General features: G+C 60.0%; 19 protein-coding genes. 10 read left to right on the top strand and 9 right to left on the bottom strand.

Features of this window, described 5'->3' with window-relative positions:
• Positions 1-135 precede the first annotated feature (135 nt).
• The gene (locus INT29_RS01985) at positions 136-1,242 is read left to right on the top strand and encodes a quinone-dependent dihydroorotate dehydrogenase (RefSeq protein WP_193070568.1); all 1,107 of its coding nucleotides are present in this window, start codon (positions 136-138) and stop codon (positions 1,240-1,242) included.
• Here the strand turns inward: INT29_RS01985 and INT29_RS01980 are convergent.
• Positions 1,217-1,777, bottom strand: coding sequence for a DUF3043 domain-containing protein (locus tag INT29_RS01980; RefSeq protein WP_257930285.1), 561 nt, complete (start codon positions 1,775-1,777; stop codon positions 1,217-1,219). The genes INT29_RS01985 and INT29_RS01980 overlap by 26 nt on opposite strands.
• A gap of 77 nt (positions 1,778-1,854) precedes the next feature.
• Between INT29_RS01980 and INT29_RS01975 the strand changes: the two genes are divergently transcribed.
• The 6 genes from INT29_RS01975 (at position 1,855) to INT29_RS01950 (ending at position 7,446) form a co-directional block, all read left to right on the top strand.
• Positions 1,855-3,228 (top strand): dipeptidase, encoded by a 1,374-nt coding sequence (locus INT29_RS01975; RefSeq protein ID WP_193070567.1) that lies wholly within the window; start codon positions 1,855-1,857, stop codon positions 3,226-3,228.
• Positions 3,229-3,313: 85 nt separating this feature from the next.
• Positions 3,314-3,667: a HesB/IscA family protein gene (locus INT29_RS01970; RefSeq protein ID WP_101618722.1), complete on the top strand. Its 354-nt coding sequence runs from the start codon at positions 3,314-3,316 to the stop codon at positions 3,665-3,667.
• A 36-nt stretch (positions 3,668-3,703) separates the two neighbouring features.
• The gene (gene aat / locus INT29_RS01965; protein WP_193070566.1) at positions 3,704-4,372 is read left to right on the top strand and encodes a leucyl/phenylalanyl-tRNA--protein transferase; all 669 of its coding nucleotides are present in this window, start codon (positions 3,704-3,706) and stop codon (positions 4,370-4,372) included.
• Between the two features lie 109 nt (positions 4,373-4,481).
• Positions 4,482-5,354 carry a cytochrome c oxidase subunit II gene (gene coxB, locus INT29_RS01960; RefSeq protein WP_101574834.1) on the top strand — a complete coding sequence of 291 codons (873 nt, stop codon included), beginning with the start codon at positions 4,482-4,484 and terminating at the stop codon, positions 5,352-5,354.
• On the top strand, positions 5,351-7,048 hold the full coding sequence (gene ctaD / locus INT29_RS01955) for a cytochrome c oxidase subunit I (protein ID WP_101574835.1): 1,698 nt from the start codon (positions 5,351-5,353) through the stop codon (positions 7,046-7,048). Before coxB ends, ctaD begins: the two co-directional genes overlap by 4 nt.
• A complete protein-coding gene (locus INT29_RS01950; protein ID WP_101574836.1) occupies positions 7,045-7,446 on the top strand; it encodes a cytochrome c oxidase subunit 4 in 402 nt (133 codons plus the stop codon). The genes ctaD and INT29_RS01950 overlap by 4 nt, the downstream gene beginning before the upstream one ends.
• A 1,529-nt stretch (positions 7,447-8,975) precedes the next feature.
• Here INT29_RS01950 and INT29_RS01945 read toward each other — a convergent pair.
• Genes INT29_RS01945 through INT29_RS01930 form a run of 4 tightly spaced genes read right to left on the bottom strand, consistent with a single transcriptional unit; the run spans position 8,976 to position 13,103 of the window.
• Positions 8,976-10,601: a cytochrome b gene (locus INT29_RS01945; RefSeq protein WP_101574393.1), complete on the bottom strand. Its 1,626-nt coding sequence runs from the start codon at positions 10,599-10,601 to the stop codon at positions 8,976-8,978.
• Positions 10,598-11,641: a ubiquinol-cytochrome c reductase iron-sulfur subunit gene (locus INT29_RS01940; RefSeq protein WP_101574394.1), complete on the bottom strand. Its 1,044-nt coding sequence runs from the start codon at positions 11,639-11,641 to the stop codon at positions 10,598-10,600. Before INT29_RS01940 ends, INT29_RS01945 begins: the two co-directional genes overlap by 4 nt.
• Positions 11,642-11,690: 49 nt before the next feature.
• Entirely contained in the window at positions 11,691-12,476 is a 786-nt protein-coding gene (locus INT29_RS01935; protein WP_101574395.1) for a c-type cytochrome, read from the bottom strand.
• A 57-nt stretch (positions 12,477-12,533) separates the two neighbouring features.
• Positions 12,534-13,103, bottom strand: coding sequence for a heme-copper oxidase subunit III (locus INT29_RS01930; protein ID WP_101574396.1), 570 nt, complete (start codon positions 13,101-13,103; stop codon positions 12,534-12,536).
• Positions 13,104-13,398: 295 nt separating this feature from the next.
• On the opposite strand from INT29_RS01930, the gene trpD reads away from it, so the two are divergent.
• Complete coding sequence (gene trpD, locus INT29_RS01925) at positions 13,399-14,520, top strand: anthranilate phosphoribosyltransferase (RefSeq protein WP_101574397.1); 1,122 nt, start codon at positions 13,399-13,401, stop codon at positions 14,518-14,520.
• Here the strand turns inward: trpD and INT29_RS01920 are convergent.
• From INT29_RS01920 to INT29_RS01910, 3 genes are read right to left on the bottom strand one after another with little or no spacing between them, the layout of a single operon-like run.
• Positions 14,488-16,233, bottom strand: a complete 1,746-nt coding sequence (locus INT29_RS01920; protein WP_193070565.1) for a DEDD exonuclease domain-containing protein — start codon at positions 16,231-16,233, stop codon at positions 14,488-14,490. The two genes, trpD and INT29_RS01920, sit on opposite strands and share 33 nt — an antisense overlap.
• Before the next feature lie 59 nt (positions 16,234-16,292).
• The gene (locus INT29_RS01915; RefSeq protein WP_193070564.1) at positions 16,293-16,715 is read right to left on the bottom strand and encodes a hypothetical protein; all 423 of its coding nucleotides are present in this window, start codon (positions 16,713-16,715) and stop codon (positions 16,293-16,295) included.
• A gap of 29 nt (positions 16,716-16,744) precedes the next feature.
• A complete protein-coding gene (locus tag INT29_RS01910) occupies positions 16,745-17,536 on the bottom strand; it encodes an alpha/beta hydrolase (RefSeq protein WP_193070563.1) in 792 nt (263 codons plus the stop codon).
• An 86-nt stretch (positions 17,537-17,622) separates the two neighbouring features.
• On the opposite strand from INT29_RS01910, the gene INT29_RS01905 reads away from it, so the two are divergent.
• Together INT29_RS01905 and INT29_RS01900 are read left to right on the top strand one after the other, a co-directional pair.
• Positions 17,623-18,402 carry a lysophospholipid acyltransferase family protein gene (locus INT29_RS01905; protein WP_193070562.1) on the top strand — a complete coding sequence of 260 codons (780 nt, stop codon included), beginning with the start codon at positions 17,623-17,625 and terminating at the stop codon, positions 18,400-18,402.
• Positions 18,403-18,641: 239 nt separating this feature from the next.
• Positions 18,642-19,223 carry a MerR family transcriptional regulator gene (locus INT29_RS01900; RefSeq protein WP_193070561.1) on the top strand — a complete coding sequence of 194 codons (582 nt, stop codon included), beginning with the start codon at positions 18,642-18,644 and terminating at the stop codon, positions 19,221-19,223.
• A 215-nt stretch (positions 19,224-19,438) separates the two neighbouring features.
• Here INT29_RS01900 and INT29_RS01895 read toward each other — a convergent pair whose 3' ends face one another.
• Positions 19,439-20,254 (bottom strand): ParA family protein, encoded by an 816-nt coding sequence (locus INT29_RS01895; protein WP_193070560.1) that lies wholly within the window; start codon positions 20,252-20,254, stop codon positions 19,439-19,441.
• Positions 20,255-20,343: the final 89 nt, after the last annotated feature.

Below are 20,343 nucleotides of genomic sequence, written 5' to 3'. Positions count from 1 at the left end.
TGAATCGATCCTAATGCCATTTCGCGTTGGATGGATAAACTGTGACCATTCTGACCAGGCAAGTGCATGATTTCCTGGAGGCCCTGGACCGTGCCGTCCATCGGTCACATCGCCACCTGACATATTCTGGTGGGTGTGTACTCACTTTTCTTCAAACTCTTCTTTGCCCCCATGGACGCCGAACGCGCACATCATGTGTCGTTCACAGCACTGAAAGTCCTCGATTCCATCCCCGGTCTGGGCCGCCTGCTCCGACTCGTGATGGCTCGCGGTACCCGCAATCAGGTCGAAGTGCTGGGCCTGAAGTTTCCCAATCGCCTCGGGTTGGCGGCTGGGTTCGATAAGAACGGTGAGGGGATTCGTGCTCTGTCGACGATGGGCTTCGGCCACATCGAGGTCGGCACGATCACTGCTCATGCTCAGCCCGGCAACGAGAAGCCGCGACTGTTCCGTCTGCGCAAGAACATGGCGCTGCTCAACCGGATGGGATTCAACAACCAGGGTGCCCGGCAGGCCGCCTTCAACATCGAAGAACAGCGGAAGTCCCTTGCCTCCCTGCCCGCGGCACAGCGCCCGATAGTCGGGATCAACATCGGCAAGACCAAGGTCGTCGACGCTGCCGACGCCGTCGAGGACTATGCGAGTTCAGCGCGGTTCTGTGCGCCTCTGGCTGACTACCTCGTCATCAATGTCAGCTCTCCGAACACTCCGGGTCTGCGTGACCTGCAGTCCGTGTCGAGTCTGGAACCCATCATCGACGCGGTACGCTCTGCCGCCGCCGAGGTGGTCACGACGCCTCGTTCCACGCTCGGTCACGTGCCGCTGCTGGTCAAGATCGCACCCGATCTCAATGACGAGGATGTCGCCGAGATCTGTGACCTCGCGATGCGTTCGGGAGTCGATGGACTCATCACCACCAACACCACGATCAATCGCGACGTACTCAACGGCCCGGAAGCGGACTTCGCTCGCGGTCAAGCCGGGGGCATCTCGGGACGACCCTTGGCTCAGCGGTCGCTGGAAGTCCTTCGTCTGGTCAAGGCCACCGTCGGCGACAACCTCAGCATCATCTCCGTCGGCGGAATATCAGATGCCAATGACATCAGCGCCCGGCTTGCGGCGGGCGCTGATCTGGTTCAAACCTATTCAGAGATGATCTACTCCGGACCATTCTGGCCCGGACGGATCATTCGTGGAGCCCGTTCACGGACTCTGCTCACTTCGGGTACTGGCGGCGCTTGACCTGAGGCTTGGGCATGCGCAGCGGACGAATCTGGACGCTGCGCATGATTGCGTAGAACGCCAGTCCACGTTCGACGGTTCCGAACTTGGCTTTCAACCGTCCCTTGAGGATGTAGTTGACGATCACGCCATCGAGGATGACCAACGCCAGCAGACCCCAGACCGCGTAGGTGAAGTACTGCTGAATGGCCACCGGCTGCGTGAATGCCACCACCAGGATCAGAATCGCAGCGGGGATGAAGAGCTCTCCGATGGAGAAGCGCGCATCGATGTAGTCGCGAACATAGCGCCGCTGCGGGCCTTTGTCGCGGCGCGTGAGGTACTGTTCCTCACCGTTCATCATGCCGATGCGGGCACGATCGCGGTCCTTGCGCGTCTGTTCCTTGGCCTTCTGGTTCGCCACCTTGCGATCCTTCGAAACCAGCGGCTGTTTGCGCACCGATTCCTGCTGACTGCGTTTGGGCGTCGGCCGTCCTTTCTTCTGCTCAGCCTCACGCTGCGAGGCAGCGCCAGGGTGTGAACCGTCATCGTTCACCGGTCGATTGTCGGAGGATTGCGCATCCTCAGGAGATTTTTTGCTTCCGAACACCTAATGAATACTACCTTTGGAGAATGAGCGAATCGACTTCTGCACTGGACAGTGCACAATTACATACCGAACTCGACAGCATCTTCGATGAGGTCATCGACCAGCTGACCGATCTCGTGGCGATCCCGTCAGTCGCCTGGCCCAGCTTCGATCCCGCAAACGTTCGGACCAGCGCCGAGGCTGTGGCCGGACTTGCCCGAGATCTGGGACTCGACGTCGACATCCTGACCGCGGCACAGGAAGACGGTTCCGAAGGCTACCCGGCCGTCGTCGCTTCCGTGCCGGCTCCTGCAGGTGCACCGACCGTGCTTCTCTACGCGCACCACGACGTCCAGCCTCCGGGCAAGGTCGAAGCCTGGAACACTGAGCCCTTCGTTGCCACCCGCACGGGGGAGCGGCTCTACGGTCGTGGAGCCGCCGACGACAAAGCCGGCATCATGGTCCACCTCACCGCTCTGCGTCTCCTGGCAGATCGCCTCGGCGTGGGTGTGACCCTCTTCATCGAAGGAGAGGAAGAGGCCGGCAGCCCTAGCTTCCGCAACTTCCTTGAGACATATCAGGACAAGCTCGCCGCCGACGTCATCGTCGTCGCTGACTCCGGCAACTGGGCGGCCGGAACTCCAGCACTGACGACGAGCCTGCGCGGTATGTGTGCCATCGAATTCGAGATCTCCACGCTCGATCATGCCGTGCATTCGGGAATGTACGGCGGGATCGTTCCCGATGCGATGCTGGCGATGACACGGGTGCTGGGCACCCTCCACGATGAGGACGGCTCCGTGGCCGTCAGCGGTCTTAAGTCACAGACCAGCAGTGACATCGACTACGAAGAGACGACGATCCGTGCCGACTCCGGTGTTCTCGAATCGACCTCACTCATCGGTTCCGGCTCACTGGCCTCACGCCTGTGGACTCAGCCGTCGATCACTGTCATCGGACTCGACATCCCCGACGTCGACGTTTCCTCGAACACTCTGCAATCAAGCCTGCGGGCAAAACTGTCGATCCGTCTGGCACCCGGAGACACTCCGGCCAATGCTGTTGAGGCAGTCGAGAAGCATCTGCGCGAGAACCTCCCCTTCGGCGCCACACTGACCATCGGGGACACTGAGGGCGGCAGCCCGTGGCAGGCCGAGCTGGACGACCCGGTGGTGCAGACCGCACAACGCGCTCTCACCGAGGCTTGGGGACAGGAATCCGTGACCATGGGCATCGGCGGTTCAATCCCGTTCATCGCCGATCTCCTCGAGGTGTTCCCGCAAGCATCCATTCTGGTCACGGGAGTCGAGGACCCGGATGCCAGGGCCCACAGCGCCAATGAGTCGCTGTATCTGCCCGATTTCAAGGCCGCGATCGTCGCCGAGGCGCTCCTGCTGCAGAAACTGGCAGCCAACTGAAGGCCGACTCGGGAATAGGTTCACCACCCAGAACGTTGTCGCCGGTGTAGCCTGGAGACAGGCAGGATCGAAATAAGGAGTAACCATGACTGTGACGAACGAAGCGATGGCCACGCACGAGGTCGAACTCTCGAGCACGGCAGCAGACAAGGTGCGCAGCCTTTTGCAGCAGGAAGGTCGCGATGACCTGCGTCTGCGTGTGGCCGTTCAGCCCGGTGGCTGCTCTGGTCTGATCTATCAGCTGTACTTCGACGAGCGTCAGCTTGACGGTGACGCAGTGCGAGACTTCGACGGCGTCGAGGTCATCGTTGATCGGATGAGCGTGCCATACCTCGGCGGCTCGACCATCGACTTTGCGGACACCATCGAGAAGCAGGGCTTCACGATCGACAACCCGAACGCGGGCGGTTCCTGCGCGTGCGGCGACTCATTCCACTGATGTCAGCCCGCTGAAACAGACCTGAAAGTCACTGAGATGGACCTGGAGGATCTGCGCGCCGTGTCATACACGGCAACGCAGCCCCAGGTCCTCTCTTCGTATCGGGCCGGACTCTTTCCGATGGGAATCGGCGGTGGCGGCACCGGGCGCATGGGGTGGTGGGCTCCGCGGCGACGCGGAGTCCTGCTCCCCGGCGACCTCAAGGTCAGCAAGAGCCTGCGCAAGTCGATGCGCCGATTCGAATGCAGCGTCAACACCGATTTCGAACAGGTCATCCGAGCCTGCGCAGACCCCAACAGACCCGGCAGCTGGATCACCGAGGACATCATCCGCCTCTATCAGGGTCTCCACAGGGCCGGGTGGGCACACTCCGTGGAGGTCAGGTCCGAGGGCGTCCTCGTCGGCGGTCTCTACGGAGTCGCCATAGGCTCGTTCTTCGCCGGAGAATCGATGTTTCACACCCAGCGTGATGCTTCCAAAGCCGCCCTGGTGCACCTGGTGTCCCTCTTCAACAAAACGACGTCCCCAACAGCTCCCACCTCGGTCGACGCTGATGACGACAGCGGTGAATGGCTCATCGATACGCAGTGGCAGACGTCACACCTGGCAAGCCTCGGCGTGTCGGAGATCAGTGGTCTCGACTACTCTGCCCGGCTAGATTCCGCTCTCCGCGGTGATCGTTGTCAGGTTATTCTCAACAAATGATCATTTGCATGTGAATTTCTACCGCTTGTAGCGGTACTCTGGTAACTGACATAGTAAGAATTCGTCTTTCGGGCACCCGGACGGCGAATAAGGTTGTGAAAGGCTGCACGTGGATTCTCCGAATCAGGCAGGACCGGGAAGGTCCTGGGCGAAGCGGCTCGGCACTCTGGGCGCCGTCGCTGTACTGGCGTTGCTGTCCGGCTGCACGAAAGAGCAGATCTCCACAGGATTCTTCCCCGCCGAATCGAAGGGCGCCACCAACCACACCGAGGCATACACCTCCCTGTGGAACGGTGCATGGATCGCCCTGCTCATCGTGGGCTTGATCGTGTGGGGACTCATCCTGTGGGCGATGGTCGCTTACCGCCGCCGCAAGAACGATCGCGGACTGCCTGTGCAGCTGCGCTACAGTATGCCGATCGAAATTCTGTTCACGGTCACTCCAGTCATCTTGGTCCTCGGATTCTTCTTCCAGAGCGTCCAGGTCATGGAGAAGACCACCGACGACACCACACCCGGTGACCAGGTCATCGAAATCGCCGCAAAACAATGGGCATGGGACTTCAACTACGTCAATCAAGACGTGTACTTCGCAGGAACGCAGGTAGCGCTCGATGGCACGGAGAAGCCGGGGGAGAAGGCACCGACCCTCTACCTCCCGGTCGATACCGACCTTGAGATCAAGTTGCGCTCACGCGATGTCATCCACTCGTTCTGGGTCCCCGCTTTCCTCGAGAAGCGCGACATGATTCCTGGTCACGACCAGAGTCTGCATCTGCGCGCCGAGAAAGAAGGCGAGTACGTGGGCAAGTGCGCTGAGCTGTGCGGTGAATACCACTCCGAAATGCTCTTCAATGTGAAGGTCGTATCTAAGGACGAGTTCGAGGACTACACCAAGTCCCTCGCCGACGACGGCAACAAGGGTCAGCTCGGACCTGAGTACGATCGCAACTGGTACCCGAAAGAAGGTGCTGAAAAATGACCGCAACGATGAATCAGTCGGCCCTTGACGCCCCTGTTGTTCCGCGGAGCAAGGGGAAGATCATCGTCGACTGGGTTACGTCGACCGACCATAAGACGATCGGGTATATGTACCTGATCGCGTCGTTCCTCTTCTTCTGCGTCGGCGGCGTCATGGCCCTCATCATCCGTCTCGAGCTCTTCGACCCGGGTATGCAGATAGTCGAGACCAAGGAACAGTACAACCAGCTGTTCACGATGCACGGCACGCTGATGCTGCTGATGTTCGCGACTCCGCTGTTCTCCGGTTTCGCCAACGTGATCATGCCGCTGCAGATCGGCGCACCCGACGTGGCGTTCCCGCGTCTGAATGCGTTCGCCTTCTGGATGTATCTCTTCGGCTCCCTCATCGCCATCTCCGGCTTCCTCACCCCTCAGGGTGCAGCCTCGTTTGGATGGACTGCGTACGCGCCTCTGAGCAATACAACCTTCACCCCGGGCGCCGGCGGAAACCTCTGGGTTCTCGGCCTGGCGTTGCAGGGAATCGGAACGATCCTCGGATCAGTCAACTTCATCACCACGGTCATCACGATGCGTGCTCCTGGTATGACCATGTTCCGTATGCCGATCTTCACCTGGAACACGCTGATCACCGGCATTCTGGTTCTCATGGCCTTCCAGCCTCTCGCGGCCGCATTGCTGGTCTTGGGAGCTGACCGAATACTGGGATCCCATGTCTTCAGCCCCGGGAACGGGGGACCGATCCTCTGGCAGCACTTGTTCTGGTTCTTCGGACACCCTGAGGTTTACGTGATTGCCTTGCCGTTCTTCGGCATCGTGACTGAGATCTTCCCAGTCTTCAGCCGCAAGCCAGTCTTCGGCTACAAGGAACTGGTCTTCGCGACGATTGCTATTGCTGCCCTGTCCGTGACCGTGTGGGCTCACCACATGTACGTCACAGGAGTTGTGGCGCTGCCGTTCTTCGCGTTCATGACGATGCTCATCGCAATTCCGACTGGCGTGAAGTTCTTCAACTGGGTTGGCACCATGTGGCGAGGGTCGATCACCTTCGAGACCCCGATGGTTTGGTCCATCGGATTCCTCGTTACCTTCCTGTTCGGTGGTCTCACCGGCGTCATCCTGGCCAGCCCTGCTCTCGATATGCAGGTCTCGGACACCTACTTTGTGGTTGCTCACTTCCACTACGTGGTCTTCGGTACCGTCGTGTTCGCGATGTTCGCCGGATTCTACTTCTGGTGGCCGAAGTGGACAGGCAAGATGCTCAACGAGAAGCTTGGACTCATCCACTTCTGGATGCTGTTCATCGGTTTCCACGGCACCTTCCTCGTCCAGCACTGGTTGGGTGTCGACGGAATGCCCCGTCGTTACGCGGACTACCTCCCTCAGGATGGCTTTACCTGGATGAACCAGGTGTCCACTGTCGGCGCAATGATTCTGGGTCTGTCGATGGTTCCGTTCTTCTGGAACGTGTGGATCACCGCACGCAATGCACCGAAGGTCACGGTCGACGATCCTTGGGGTTACGGCGGTTCACTGGAGTGGGCAACATCCTGCCCACCTCCACGCCACAACTTCACCTCGTTGCCCCGTATCCGTTCGGAACGTCCGGCATTCGATGTGAACCATCCCGAACTGCTCGAATACGCCGGGCACGGCACCCCTGAACCGCAACTCGCCGGAGGTAATGTCAAGTGAAGTCGTCGATCACTCTTTTCCTCGTCAACGCAGTGTTCTTCGTGATTGTCGCCGTTGCCTATGGCCTCTACACGGACTTCGGCGAAATGGTTGGTTTCCCCGCTTTGCTTCTCACCGGTGGCATGTCAGGCATGGTCGGTGTCTACCTGTGGCTGACCGACCGTCGTGTCGGTCGCCAGCCACAGGACTCCGAGCAGGCAGAGATCTCCGATGCCGATGCGGACTACGGCTTCTTCAGCCCTTGGAGCTGGTGGCCGATCGCCTGTGCAGGTGCGGCAGCTGTGGCCTTCTACGGAATCGCCATGGGTTGGTGGATCTTCCCCTTCGGCGCCGTCCTCGGCCTCGTCGCTCTGGTCGGACTGTCGTACGAGCATGATCGTGGGGATCACGCCCACTGATTTGCTGCAAAGCGAATACTGATTACAGATAGTACTGATGGCCCGGACTCATACGAGTCCGGGCCATCAGTGCATTCACTCATGCAAGGGGATCCGTGACTCTCTTGTCCCGAAGCTGCGATCGTGTGCTGCGGCCGTGTGAGAGTTGTCCTTGGACACTGCGATGTCTTCTTTGGTCCGAGTCCTCGTCTGCCTCTGTCTGTGCGCGCGAAGGCGGGTGCACCAGTAGCTTGTACAGTCCGGCCGAGGCCATTGTGGGCCTCGGCAAGCCTTTGTTCCCGCCCTTTGCCCGTCCGAGGGCTCAGGCGGGCCTGCAGAGGCTGGTGACGCGTGTGGTCTCATCGGTGCGAAGAGGACACCGGTGATCGCGTCTCCCTCGTCCCATCCTCGATGCATGTCGGCGCCTCATCCATCTTCGCGAGAAATCGTTTCGTGGCCGTCGACGGGCACTATGAAGTGACCGCTGACATCGAAGTCGGGCTGGGATCACCCGCTTGTCGCTTTGTACAACGCTGGGTGGTCTTAACGACGCCGCACTGGGGAAACTGTCGGGGCGACTTCACCAGCCCCGTACAGGTCCCTCGTCAGCCATGATTTGGGTCGGCAACTACTTCGGCGTTCGTCGAGTCAGAGGCACGGCCGTCGCAGCACCTGACGATCATCCCAGCGGATGCAGGCGCGGCCTACAGCCCAAAGCCCAATAGGGGGCGCTTCCTGTTGCTCAGAGCGCGAGGAGACGGCACTTCAGGGTCTATGGAACGTCCGTCATCTTCTTCAGCGGCATTCGCCCAGCGGTCGTCAGCTGTCAACAGTCGGTAGGAAATGCCCATAGGGGGTCACGAGAATTGCCCACCAGTGGCCAAGAGAACTGCCCACGGGCGGCCACGATTTCTGCCCATCCACTCCTCGTGATTGGTCGTGACCACCATGCACAACGAGCTCACCGGCCCAGGCACGAAGCTGGCAGGAGAATTCTCGACAGCCGGCAGTCTCAGCGGGTGGGCAGATGCAGACGGAATCTAGCACCAAGGGGATGAGTACCCGCAATCGGCCGCCGTCCGAGATGGCAGAGTCTAACCCACTCATTACGCGGTGAATTCTCTAAGGCACAGGGGTCACTCGAGCAGCGGGGCGCTGAGGCAGTTCGCTGTGCAGAATAGGCGGAGCCCGATGCAGCGCAGCCGAGTCCAACGGAGTGCACCTCAGTCCAACGCAATGCAGCGCGGCCCTCCTGGAGGCATGAGGTGGCATCGTGACGTGGCTGAATCGGACCGCACTCTGCGACGGCACTGTTCACAGGTGATCCACTCTTCCGCCAGCTGCACCCTGTTTGTGCGCCCGCATTCTCAGACAGACCGGGCACCGTACGGGCATGGCTTCATGGCGTATTGGAAATTCTCTTTGGCCGCCGAGCGGAACTGATGGGAGGGAGAGCCCCGTGGGTACGAAAGAGGGGTCCAGCATTGATGCTGGACCCCTCGATCAATCGCCCGCTTTCTCAGGGCGCCGAGATTGGAACTCTGGCTCGATCAGTGACCGATCTGGTTGTGAGTGTCTGATTCAACCGAATCATGGTGGTGATGCGAGGCTTCGAGCTCCTGCTTCGTCACCGGAGCGACACGGTCTTCGAAGAAGAACTTGGAAAGCTTCGCACGGAACTTCTCGAGTCCGGTGATCTTACCCTCCGCGTTCGGCTCCGCAGGCGTGTACATAGGCGATTCAAATCCTGTCAGCTTCCACAGTTTGTGTGGAGGCAGAGCCTCGTGCCGCTCAAGGAACTCGCCGTGGGGGAGTCGGATGATGTTGGCCGTCTCCCGCCCGTGCAGTGCAATCTCGCGATCCTTGCGCTGCAGGCCGATGCACACACGTTTCGTGATCATGTAGCCGAAGATCGGTCCAAGGAAGAACAGAATTCGGAAAATGTAGATCATGTCGTTCAGTGACATCTGGAAGAACACAGCAACAATATCGCCCGAAGCTGCAGCCCACATGTTGCAGTAGAAGATGATGCCTGCAACACCGATGGCTGTACGCGTCGGGTTGTTGCGTGGACGATCCAAGATGTGGTGCTCGCGCTTGTCCTTCATCAACCAGGACTCGAAGAACGGATAGATGAACATGGCGCCGAAGACACCGCCCATGACAACGACCGCGCTGTTGATATTCAACGAGATCGGCCAACCGGCAATGTAGAACTCGAGCCAACCGGGAACAATGCGCAGGAATCCGTCGGCCCAACCGATATACCAGTCAGGCTGGGTGCCTGCAGACACTGGTGATGGATCATACGGGCCGTAGTTCCAGATCGGGTTGATCGTGAACAGTGCCGAGATCAGTGCCACCAGGCCGAAGATGAGGAAGAAGAATCCTCCTCCCTTCGCTGCGAATGTCGGCAGAACAGGCTCGCCGACCACATTCTTCTCGGTGTTGCCTGCACCGGGGTACTGCGTGTGCTTATGCACGACCACGAACACCAAGTGGATACCGATCAGAGCGATCAGCAGTGCGGGCACGATCATAATGTGGAGCGAATAGAGCCGGGCCACAATGTCATTGCCGGGGAACTCACCGCCGAAGATGAAGAACGACATATACGTTCCGACCAAAGGCAGTGACTTGACGATGCCGTCAATGATTCGCAGACCGTTACCTGACAGGAGATCATCGGGCAGCGAGTAGCCGGTGAAGCCAGCCGCCATACCCATGATGACCAGGAGCACACCGACGATCCAGTTGAGCTCGCGAGGGCGACGGAACGCACCGGTGAAGAACACGCGCAGCATGTGAATGCTGAGTGCGGCAACAAAGAGCAGCGCACCCCAGTGGTGCATCTGGCGGATGAACAGACCGCCGCGGATCTCGAAGGAGATCGCCAAGGTCGAGTTGTACGCCTCTGAGATCTCGATGCCGCGCAGTGGAGCCCAAGGACCTTCGTAGTGCATCTCTCCCATTGCGGGGGTGAAGAAGAAGGTCAGGAACGTTCCGGAGAGGATAACGATGACGAAGCTGTAGAGAGCGACCTCACCGAGCATGAACGACCAGTGGGAAGGAAAGATCTTCCGTCCGAACTCGCGCACGAGGACCGAAGCCCCGACTCGAGTCTCGGCGAAGTTCGCGGCCTTCCCGATGGTGGTTGTGGGTTGTGTAGTACTCATGGGTGATTGATCTCCCAGAACGTAGGACCGACGGGCTCAGGGAAGTCTGACTGCGCGACCAGGTAGCCGTCGCTGTCGACCGAGATCGGCAGCTGCGGCAGTGGACGCTTGGCCGGGCCGAAGATGACCTTGCAGTGTTCGGTCACATCGAACGTCGACTGGTGGCACGGGCAGAGCAGGTGGTGCGTCTGGTGCTCATAGAGTGCAACGGGGCAACCGACATGGGTGCAGATCTTGGAATACGCGACGATGCCGTCGTGCGACCACTCCTTGCGATCCGGATCCTCTTTGAGTTCCTTAGGATCGATGCGCATGAGCAGAACAGCAGCCTTCGCCTTCTCCTCAAGAGGGTGCTCGGCATTCTCTTCGTCGCCGATGCCGGCTGGCAGCACATGGTACGCCGAGCCGATGGTGATGTCGTCTGCCTTGATCGGTCGTTCAGATTCTACCGATGGAATGCCGCCCGGATCCTGGATCAGGCGAACGCCTTTGCCCCAGAGCGTGTTGAACATCTTGTCACCGGGCAGTGGGCCCAGGTCACGGAAGACGAGAACTGCAGGCAGGGGAGCGATGGCCAATGCGGCGATCAGCGTATTGCGCAGGAGAGGGCGTCGGGCGATCCCGGACTCTTCCTTCGCCTGGTGAAGAATCTCCAGGGCGACAGCCTGATCTTCTTCGCTGCCGCCGATGTCGTGGCGCTCGTCGATGCCCTCATGATCACTCATGAGGTTCTTCGCCCACAGCACAGCACCGACACCGATGGAGAACATCGCTACCGCGGCGCCGAGGCCGATGGAGGTGTTGTGGAGTCGAATGCTCTGCATGGTCTCGCCAGGGGTGAACAGGAAGTAGGCGACGATGAACCAGATGGTTCCGACCATCGACAGGACGAACCACAACGCAACCTGGCGTTCGGCGACCTTCGCGGCTTTCGGATCACGGTCAGCGAGCCGGGGCTTGTGTTCCGGCAGCCCCGGGTTCGTGAACCCATTCAACTCCTCGAGCTGGCTGCCGCCGCCGAAGTGGTCTTTCGAGGTCATTGAATTCCCCGTCTTTTCTCGTGGTGGTTACTGAACGACATTGACTGACTCACTTTGCCCTGGATGACAGCCATACTGTCAGTCCGATGACTGCGCTGAGTCCGAAGAACCAGATGAAGAGGCCTTCAGCCACAGGTCCCAGTGATCCCAGCTTGAAGCCACCGGGTGAGGGAGTATCCGAGACCTCTTTGACATAGGCGATCACGTCGCGCTTATCGTCGGGAGTCAGGTTTGCGTCGTTGAAGATTGGCATGTTCTGCGGACCGGTCTGCATGGCTTCGTACATATGCTTCTCGGATACATCCGACAGGTTTGGAGCGTACTTGCCTCGGGTCAGGGCACCACCGGCGCCGACCACGTTGTGGCACATGGCGCAGTTGGTGCGGAAGAGACTGCCGCCGACGGCAGGATCGCCCTTCGACGCGTCGAGGTCCTCGCCCTCAGGTACCGCAGGGCCAGGGCCAAGCGACGCAACGTAGGCAGCGAGCTGAGCCGTCTGCTCCTCATCGAACTGAGGTTCCTTGACACGTGCCTGCGGTCCATTCGCCTGCAGCGGCATGCGTCCGGTTCCGACCTGGAAGTCGACAGCTGCTGCGCCGACTCCGATGAGGCCCGGTCCGGATTTCGAGCCCTCGCCGCTGAGCCCGTGGCATGTTGCACAGTTCGCGGCAAAGAGCTTCTTGCCTTCGTCGACGTCCGATGCGCTGGCTGTATCTGCCTTGGCGCTCGAGGTCTGGGTGAAGAGTGCGTAGGCTCCGCCAGTCATCAGCAGGGCCACCAAGAGCAGCACAACCAGTGCCATTGGATGCCTGCGGCGATCTGCTAAAAGCTTCACGTGATCGTCCTTTGCTTAATATGTTGTGAGTCCGAATGGCCGAGCATCTCGAGCCGACTACTGGAGGAGGTAGATGACTCCGAAGAGACCGACCCAGACGACGTCGACGAAGTGCCAGTAGTAGGACACGCAAATCGCGAATGTGGCCTCATGATGACCGAACTTCTTTGCTCCGTATGCTCGTCCGATCACGAGCAGGAAGCAGATGAGTCCGATGGTCACGTGGATACCGTGGAACCCGGTGGTCAGGTAGAAGACAGAGCCATAGCCATCAGTGTTGATGGCGATGCCCTCGCTGACCAGGGTGGCGTATTCCATTACCTGACCGGAGACGAAGATCGCACCAAGGAGGAAGGTGAGGTAGAACCACTCGACCATCCCCCATTTGGCGATGTTTAACAGAGATCCCGTCCGGCGCGGCCGGAACTTCTCTGCTGCGAAGACGCCCAGCTGGCAGGTAAATGAAGACGACACCAAGATGAGCGTGTTGCCGAGCGCATATGGAATATCGAGGACCTCAGTCTGGGTCTCCCATAATTCCGGCACGACGGATCGAATGGTGAAGTACATGGCGAAGAGCGCGGCAAAGAACATCAGGTCGCTCGCGAGGAACACGATGAAGCCCACCGTGGTCACATTCGGACGATTGACAACCGGATGTGCTGGCGCTGTTTGAGATGCAGTGGCAGTTGACACAACCCCATTATTACTCGTCTCGGGGTAAGTTTTCATCTTTTACCCAGCATTCGGTGAATATTTTTCTACACGATGTAGCGAAACCCTTGATTTGATGCCGGAATCTCGTATTCGGACCGGCTGGCCCCCGCGTGTCGAAGACAGGATAAGATGCCGCAGGTAAGTTCCACCTCGTAGTCACTCGTAGTCAGAGGTGGTGGAAGTCCCTTAAGGAGAGTTCATTCGGATGACGGAGACACCGCGTACGACAGCCACGGAAACACTGGATTCCGGGTTCCGATCCGCATTTCAGGGCGCGACGTACAGCTGGCCCGATCTCCTTATGGCACTCATGCACCAGCAGGATCTCGATGAGACAGCTGCTGCATGGGCGATGGACCAGATCATGTCGGGTCAGACTCCCGATGTGACAATGGCCGCATTTCTCGCGGCCCACCATACGAAAGGTGAGACTGTCGCCGAAATAGCCGGCTTGGTCTCCGCCATGATGGAGCACGCGGTGCGGTTGCCAGGTCTCGAGGACTCCGTCGACATCGTCGGCACAGGCGGTGATCGGGCGAAGACCGCCAACATCTCCTCAACCGCGGCGATGATCATCTCTGCCAGCGGTCAGCGCGTCGTCAAGCACGGTAACCGCGCGACGTCGTCTGCCTCCGGCTCTGCCGATGTGCTCGAAGCTCTCGGAGTTCGCTTCGACATCACGCCGGAACAGACAGGAATCATCGCAAAGGAAGTCGGTCTGGCGTTCTGCTTCGCCAACGTCTTCCATCCCTCGATGCAATTCGTGGCGGCAGTACGTCGTCAGATCAGTGTGCCGACCGCCTTCAACATCCTGGGACCACTGACGAATCCGGCGCGTGCCCGTCACACCGCGATCGGCGTCGCTGATGCCCAGATGGCTCCCCTAGTCGTCGGTACCTTAGCCAAGCGGGGGCACCAGGCGCTCGTATTCCGATCACGCGACGGTCTGGACGAACTGAGCAACACCGACGTCAACGATGTGTGGGAGATTCGACACGGCGAGGTCGAACATATGACGTTCGATGCCTTGGACCTGGGCTTTGAACGCGTCACCAAAAACGATCTGCGCGGTGGCGGGCCCGAGCAGAATGCCGATATCACTCGGTCCGTACTCAACGGGGAGAAGTCGGCGGTACGTGACATCGTCCTCATCAATACGGCAGCGGCGCTCGTCGCAGCCGATGAGTCAGCGGTGGGGAGTCTGACCGAGCGGATGGCGGCGAAGGTCACCATTGCAGAGGAAACGGTCGATGCCGGTCTCGGTGCGAAGAAGCTCGATCAGCTGATCGAGGTCTCACACCGGGTCGCCGAGACGAACCGTTCCTGACTCCTGCGCGTGGAAGTTGGCCCCGGTGCGGGGGAGCGACCAGGCTCCCTCCATCGAGGTCGAGGTCGCGGACTGCAGCCATTGGGCCAGGAGCCGGGTCTCTTCTGGCAGAGGGTCGGATACTACCGGAAGTCTCCCTGGGGCCTGAACCCATTCCGCGGTCGCACGGATGGCGGTGAAGCTCTCATCTATGCCCCGCGTACCTCGAGTGTGTGCGGCTGCCGCCAGCTTCCCATGTCGGATGACAGCGAGATCGAACCCGCCTTCGGCTCCTGGGCGGTAGGCGAGAACCTCAGGCAGGTCACGCAACGCACGAACAGACTCGGCCCGTGCGGCATTTGAGAGTGCCGCACGCATGGCATCACGGACCTCGGCGGCTGTTTCGTATCTGGCTTCGGTGGCCAGTCTCGCCATGCGCTGTGTACACAGACTGCGCAGCGATGAGAAGTCGCCGTCCATGGCAGCGAACAGCTCCGTGATGTCGGCGAGGTAGGCCTGTTTGTCGGTCACCCCGGCGCAGGGGCCTCCGCATTGGCCGACTTGAGAACTTACACACGGACGGTGAGATGCAATGTTGGCGGCTGTGATCTTCGCCGTGCACCTTTTGACCGGGTACAGGGTATCGAGGAGCTCCTTCACCGCTTGAGCCGTTTTTCGTGACCGGAACGGACCCAGGGGAGTTGCCGGTGACTTCTCCAACGCCGTGTTCGACCGGACAACTGAGAGTCGGGGGTAGGCCTCGTCGCTGAGCACGATCCAGGAATTGCGTTCGGGGTTCTTCGAACGACGGTTATAAGGCGGGGCGAGCTCTCCGATCAGTCGAATCTCTCTGACCTCGGCCTCAAGCGCGTGCACGCACGGAAGGCAGCTGACTTCTTGCGCTGCTGTGATCATCTCGGCCATCCGGCCGCGATTTTCCGAAGCATTGAAGTACCCGCGGACTCGGCGAGCCATATTGCCCGACTTGCCGATATAGAGGACCCGGCGAGTTCCATCGAGGAACATGTAGACGCCCGGTTCTGACGGAACTCCCTTGGCCAGATGCGATTTGGCTTGGCGCTTGGCCCACCCTGCCTGACGCACCGTCGCCAATTCTTCGAGAGTCGTGATGCCGTAGCCGCCGAATCGTTCGAGCACTCGATGCAGAACTTCCCCAGTGGCCTTGGCGTCGGAGAGTGCCCGGTGGTCGGGAGAGACTTCGGTCCCGAAGTGTGCGGCGAGAGTTGAGAGCTTGTGGTTGCGGACCTCATCGCGACTGACCACTCGCCGCGACAGGGTGACGGTATCTAGGACTCTCGGCTGGGGCCAGTGATAGTCGAGCTTCTCGCAGGCTGATCGGAGGAAGCCGATGTCGAAGGGGGCATTGTGTGCAACGAGAACTGCGCCGGCGGAGAACTCGAGGAAGCTGGGCAGCACTGAACGGATGGAAGGTGCATCGTCGACCATCGCATGTGTAATTCCGGTCAGGCGTGCCACAAACGGGCTGATGACCGATTCCTCAGGCTTGACCAAAGATTGGAACTCGCCGAGGACTTCACCGCTGCGGGTCTTGACCGCCCCGATCTCCGTGATCTCCGACTTTCCGGCGGTTGTGCCGGTGGTCTCCAGGTCGACGATGACGAAGGTGACCTCGTGGAGAGGTGTGCCAAGATTCTCGAACGACAGCTGCGAGGACTCGATGGCTGTCGGCGTACGGTCAAACGGGGTGGACATGCTCCCCAGTCTTCCACTCGCTCCTGACACAGAAGGACGTCCGGGATTCGACGGCGGCATCAGACCGACGCGCCGTTGTCTCCGTCAGAGGTTCGGCTCGTCGGGAGATGAAAGAAGAGTCCGACTGCTCCGCCGAGGCAGACGGCGATGCCGATCAGCAGAAACCACCCGGGCAGCGGTCGGAAGAAGATCGCGCCGAGGACCAGCAGCAGGACAGCCCCGAACGTCGCAATCACAGAGAGCACCAGAGTCGGCGAGGCGGTGCGCCAGCCGATGGGCTCGGCCGGTCCGGGTTCCCACCCTTCTTCCTCTTCGAGCCGCTCCCTTACTTCTTCGACGGGCATATCGCCCATGAAAGCGCTGGGTTCGGCAATCTGATTGACGAGATCTTCCCAGTGACTGTCACTGATGCGCGAGGAATCGTCGAGTCGCTCCGATTCCGGAACCTCGTCGCGCCAGTCCTCGTTCTTCTCGTCGTCCATGTTGTCTATCAGCAATCTTCTCGGTGTCTCTATTCCCCGATTCCGGGGGTGTCTGTCGATGCACGGTCGGAGGATGCAACCTTCTGCCCGATCACCTCGGCGATGGTGTGGGCATCGTTGTCCAAGGTGGCAACGTGCTTGGACCGACGCAGCGAGAGGATCGTCGGTCGCTGAGGCAGGCGCGACCTCAAGCTCCGGAGAGTACGTGGCCCGACCACGGCGTCACGGCCGGAGACGAAGAGAGTGACTGGGCACTCGATCCGCCAGAGATCTTCGCGCAGAGTCTTCTGTGCAGATGCGAACGAAGCGATGGCGGCGACAGGTGTACGGTCGTAGGCATATTCACAGCGGTCCGGATGCTCGATGTCTCCGGCGATCGCCGGCACCGAGGCGACGAAGTGTTTGAGGGCCGGCAGCAACGGTGTCAGTGGGGAATCGATGTAGAGCGCCGGATTGATGAGGACGAGTTCGTCGGGAGGGGAATCGCCGGCCCCCAGCGCCAATGCCAGTGCACCGCCCATTGACAATCCGGCTACCACCACCCGGGAATGAGTCTGGGACAGTGCTTTCAGCTCTGCCCTCGCTGCGTCGAGCCAATCGGACCAGGTCGTGGCATTGAGGTCCTGCCAACGCGTACCGTGACCAGGAAGCAATGGCACGCTGACACTGATTCCGTACTGACTTATACTCCGTGCGATCGGGAACCACGCGGCAGCAGAACCCGTGATTCCATGGAGAAAGAGCACCGCAGACGAAGAGTCCGGAACAATCTGCCGGTAAGGTGCAGTCGGCACCGATTGTGGTGAGTAGTCGATCTCCATAGCTTCAGCATGGCATGAATATGCGGTGATGGTGTCGATATATGATGTCCGAGGACGACAAAGAGTCGTGACAGGGAAGGGTGCTCGTGTTCTACTGGTTTCTCAAGCGAGTCGTGGCCGGACCCATTCTGCGGATTCTCTTCCGCCCTTGGGTACGTGGGCTGGACAATCTCCCGTCCGATGGGCCTGCGATCATCGCGGGAAACCACAACCACTTCATGGATTCGATCTTCGTGCCTCTGCTGGCACCACGACCGGTCGTCTACCTGGCGAAGAAGGACTATTTCACGGGACGCGGGCTCAAAGGAGCCGTCACCCGCTGGTTCTTCAAACTCAATAATCAGCTGCCGATGGACAGGGCAGGGGGATCCGGGTCCCAGGCATCCCTGGAGTCCGGTCTCAAGGTCCTGCGGGAGGGTAACTCCCTGGGCATCTATCCGGAGGGCACGCGGTCACCGGACGGCAAGCTCTACCGGGGCCGCACCGGCGTCGCACGCCTGGTCCTCGAGTCTGGCGCCCCGGTCATTCCAGTCGCGATCATCGGCACCGACAAGATTCAGCCCCCTGGTCGCCTGATCCCGAAGTTCCGGCGCGTGGGCATAGTATTCGGGTCCTCCATGGACTTCTCCAAATATGAGGGGCTTCCGAACGACAGGTTCCTTCTGCGCTCGGTCACCGACGAGATCATGTACGAGATCATGCGCCTGTCGGGGCAGGAGTACGTCGACAAATACGCATCGAGCGTCAAAACCAAGCTCCTCACCAGTTCCAAGGCAAAGAAGGCAGAGGAACGGAAGCCGGCGGATGAAAAGCCCCAGGGGCCCACTGGTGACACGGGCGGCTCAGCACAGCCTGAGACTGACTGAGCGCGTCGCCAACCAGGTTCCGAAACCCGCGCTCGACCATGAATCAGGTGTTCGAATACTGCGATAACGGCGACACGCAGAAATTGTTACCTTGAGGTGTTTGTCCTGGAAGACCCGGGAGAATAGCTTGGAGATGTTGAATCCCACTGTAGGTTCGCTGAGAAGAGAGCTAGAATGGATATGTTCTCTGCCCTTCAAAGCGACCTCGCTTCCCCCAGGGACTATAAGGAGGAGTCGGTGTGAACCGCTCAAGTCATGAAAGCGTCGAGCCGACGCCAATACCACCAGCCGCCCAAGGACTGTTGTTCGACGACGATCTGCCGGTCCTCGACGAAGAGGCTGGCTACCGTGGTCCAACGGTGTGCAAGGTAGTCGGCATCAGCTACCGCCGCCTCGATTACTGGGCGCGCACCGATCTGGTGACCCCATCGATCCGCAATGCAACGGGATCGGGCAGCCAGCGGCTCTACAGCTTCCGTGACATCCTCGTACTCAAGATCGTCAAGCGTCTCCTCGACACCGGCGTCGGACTGCAGTCGATCCGTACCGCAGTCGACCACCTGCGTTCGCGCGGCGTCCGAGACCTCTCACAGATCACCCTGATGTCGGACGGTGCGAGCGTCTTCGAATGCACCTCGCCCGATGAGGTCGTCGACCTCCTGCAAGGCGGACAGGGTGTCTTCGGCATCGCCGTTGGACGTGTCTGGAACGAAGTCGAAGGCAGCCTCTCGGAACTGCCGAGCGAACGTCTTCCCGAAGACGATTCCGTCAGCATCGAAATGGATGAACTCGCACAGCGAAGAGCTCAGAAACTCGGCTGAAAAGCATGTTGCCCGAATAACGGGCAGTCCCTGAACGGGACACCATGGGGGAATGATGAGTGTGGCCCGTCCGAAATGACGGGCCACACTCATATTCATCAACAGCATCAGGATCTCTAGGGCACTGCAACACGCCTGTACGGCAATGTGCCACGGCAAGCACGTCTTGCCGTGGCACATTCTAGCCCGATGAGACTGGGCGGATGACTGGAAACCTACTGATTATTAGATGCCTTGCGCGAGCGGATGTTCTCCGAGCGCAGAGCACGTTCCAGCAGTGAGTCGAATGATGTCGCGACTTCTTCTGCTGGCTTCCCGGGCCACGAGTGGATCGGGCGGGCAGAGCCCTGGGCCTGCTGCATCACAGCACGTTCGGCCAAAGGCGGATTGAGCACCAGGGGACCGAACATCTCCCGCATCTCGCTGATGCGGTAGTCATGCTCGTTCGAACCCGCGCGAACCCGGTTGACCACTAGCCCCAGAGGCTGAATGTCCGAGGTTCCACGTTGACGCAGCTCGTCGGCAGCTCGAAGCGCGCGATCCGCGGCCGCCACAGAGAACAGGCTGGGCTCGGTCACGACGGCCACCCGATTGCTGGCCGTCCACGCTGTGCGTGTGAGCCCATTGAGGCTGGGCGGACAGTCGATGAGTACGAGCCGATAACCCTGGGCGACGCGACTCAGCGCATCTTCAAGGCGTCGGAGGTACCTCTCTGACAACGAGGGTCGATCGAACTCTGCGGCTCTGGGCGAGCCGGAGATCACATCGAGGTGTCCGAGCTTATCGCCCACCCACCCGGAGGGGATGATCGCCTCGGAGAGGATCTTCTGGGACTTAGGAGCAGCGAGTACATCGGCGATGTCGACACGCGTCGACGTCGGAACATCGAGGCCAGTCGAGGAGTCCGCTTGCGGATCCATGTCGACGACCAAGGTCGGAATCCCCCGGTTGTATGCGGCCGAGGCAAGACCGAGTGTCACGGACGTCTTACCGACTCCGCCTTTGAGGCTGCTGATACTTAGGACAAGCACTCTCCTACGTTAACGTATCCGGCCGCGCTGAGCAGTCACGACCACGCCGGGTGTGGCAGTCGAGTGAAAATGGGACCCCCTGTATTCGA

It is taken from the genome of Brevibacterium sp. FME37 (assembly GCF_014897485.1).
Lineage (GTDB): Bacteria > Actinomycetota > Actinomycetes > Actinomycetales > Brevibacteriaceae > Brevibacterium.
This window is presented reverse-complemented; position numbering and strand designations above follow the sequence as displayed.

What these genes read in the sequence shown, in the direction of transcription:
- INT29_RS01945 (WP_101574393.1), bottom strand. Translation starts at nt 10,601, where the DNA reads ATGAGTACTACACAACCCACAACCACCATCGGGAAGGCCGCGAACTTC.
- trpD (WP_101574397.1), top strand. Translation starts at nt 13,399, where the DNA reads ATGACGGAGACACCGCGTACGACAGCCACGGAAACACTGGATTCCGGG.
- INT29_RS01920 (WP_193070565.1), bottom strand. Translation starts at nt 16,233, where the DNA reads ATGTCCACCCCGTTTGACCGTACGCCGACAGCCATCGAGTCCTCGCAG.
- INT29_RS01970 (WP_101618722.1), top strand. Translation starts at nt 3,314, where the DNA reads ATGACTGTGACGAACGAAGCGATGGCCACGCACGAGGTCGAACTCTCG.
- INT29_RS01940 (WP_101574394.1), bottom strand. Translation starts at nt 11,641, where the DNA reads ATGACCTCGAAAGACCACTTCGGCGGCGGCAGCCAGCTCGAGGAGTTG.
- INT29_RS01910 (WP_193070563.1), bottom strand. Translation starts at nt 17,536, where the DNA reads ATGGAGATCGACTACTCACCACAATCGGTGCCGACTGCACCTTACCGG.
- ctaD (WP_101574835.1), top strand. Translation starts at nt 5,351, where the DNA reads ATGACCGCAACGATGAATCAGTCGGCCCTTGACGCCCCTGTTGTTCCG.
- INT29_RS01915 (WP_193070564.1), bottom strand. Translation starts at nt 16,715, where the DNA reads ATGGACGACGAGAAGAACGAGGACTGGCGCGACGAGGTTCCGGAATCG.
- INT29_RS01975 (WP_193070567.1), top strand. Translation starts at nt 1,855, where the DNA reads ATGAGCGAATCGACTTCTGCACTGGACAGTGCACAATTACATACCGAA.
- aat (WP_193070566.1), top strand. Translation starts at nt 3,704, where the DNA reads ATGGACCTGGAGGATCTGCGCGCCGTGTCATACACGGCAACGCAGCCC.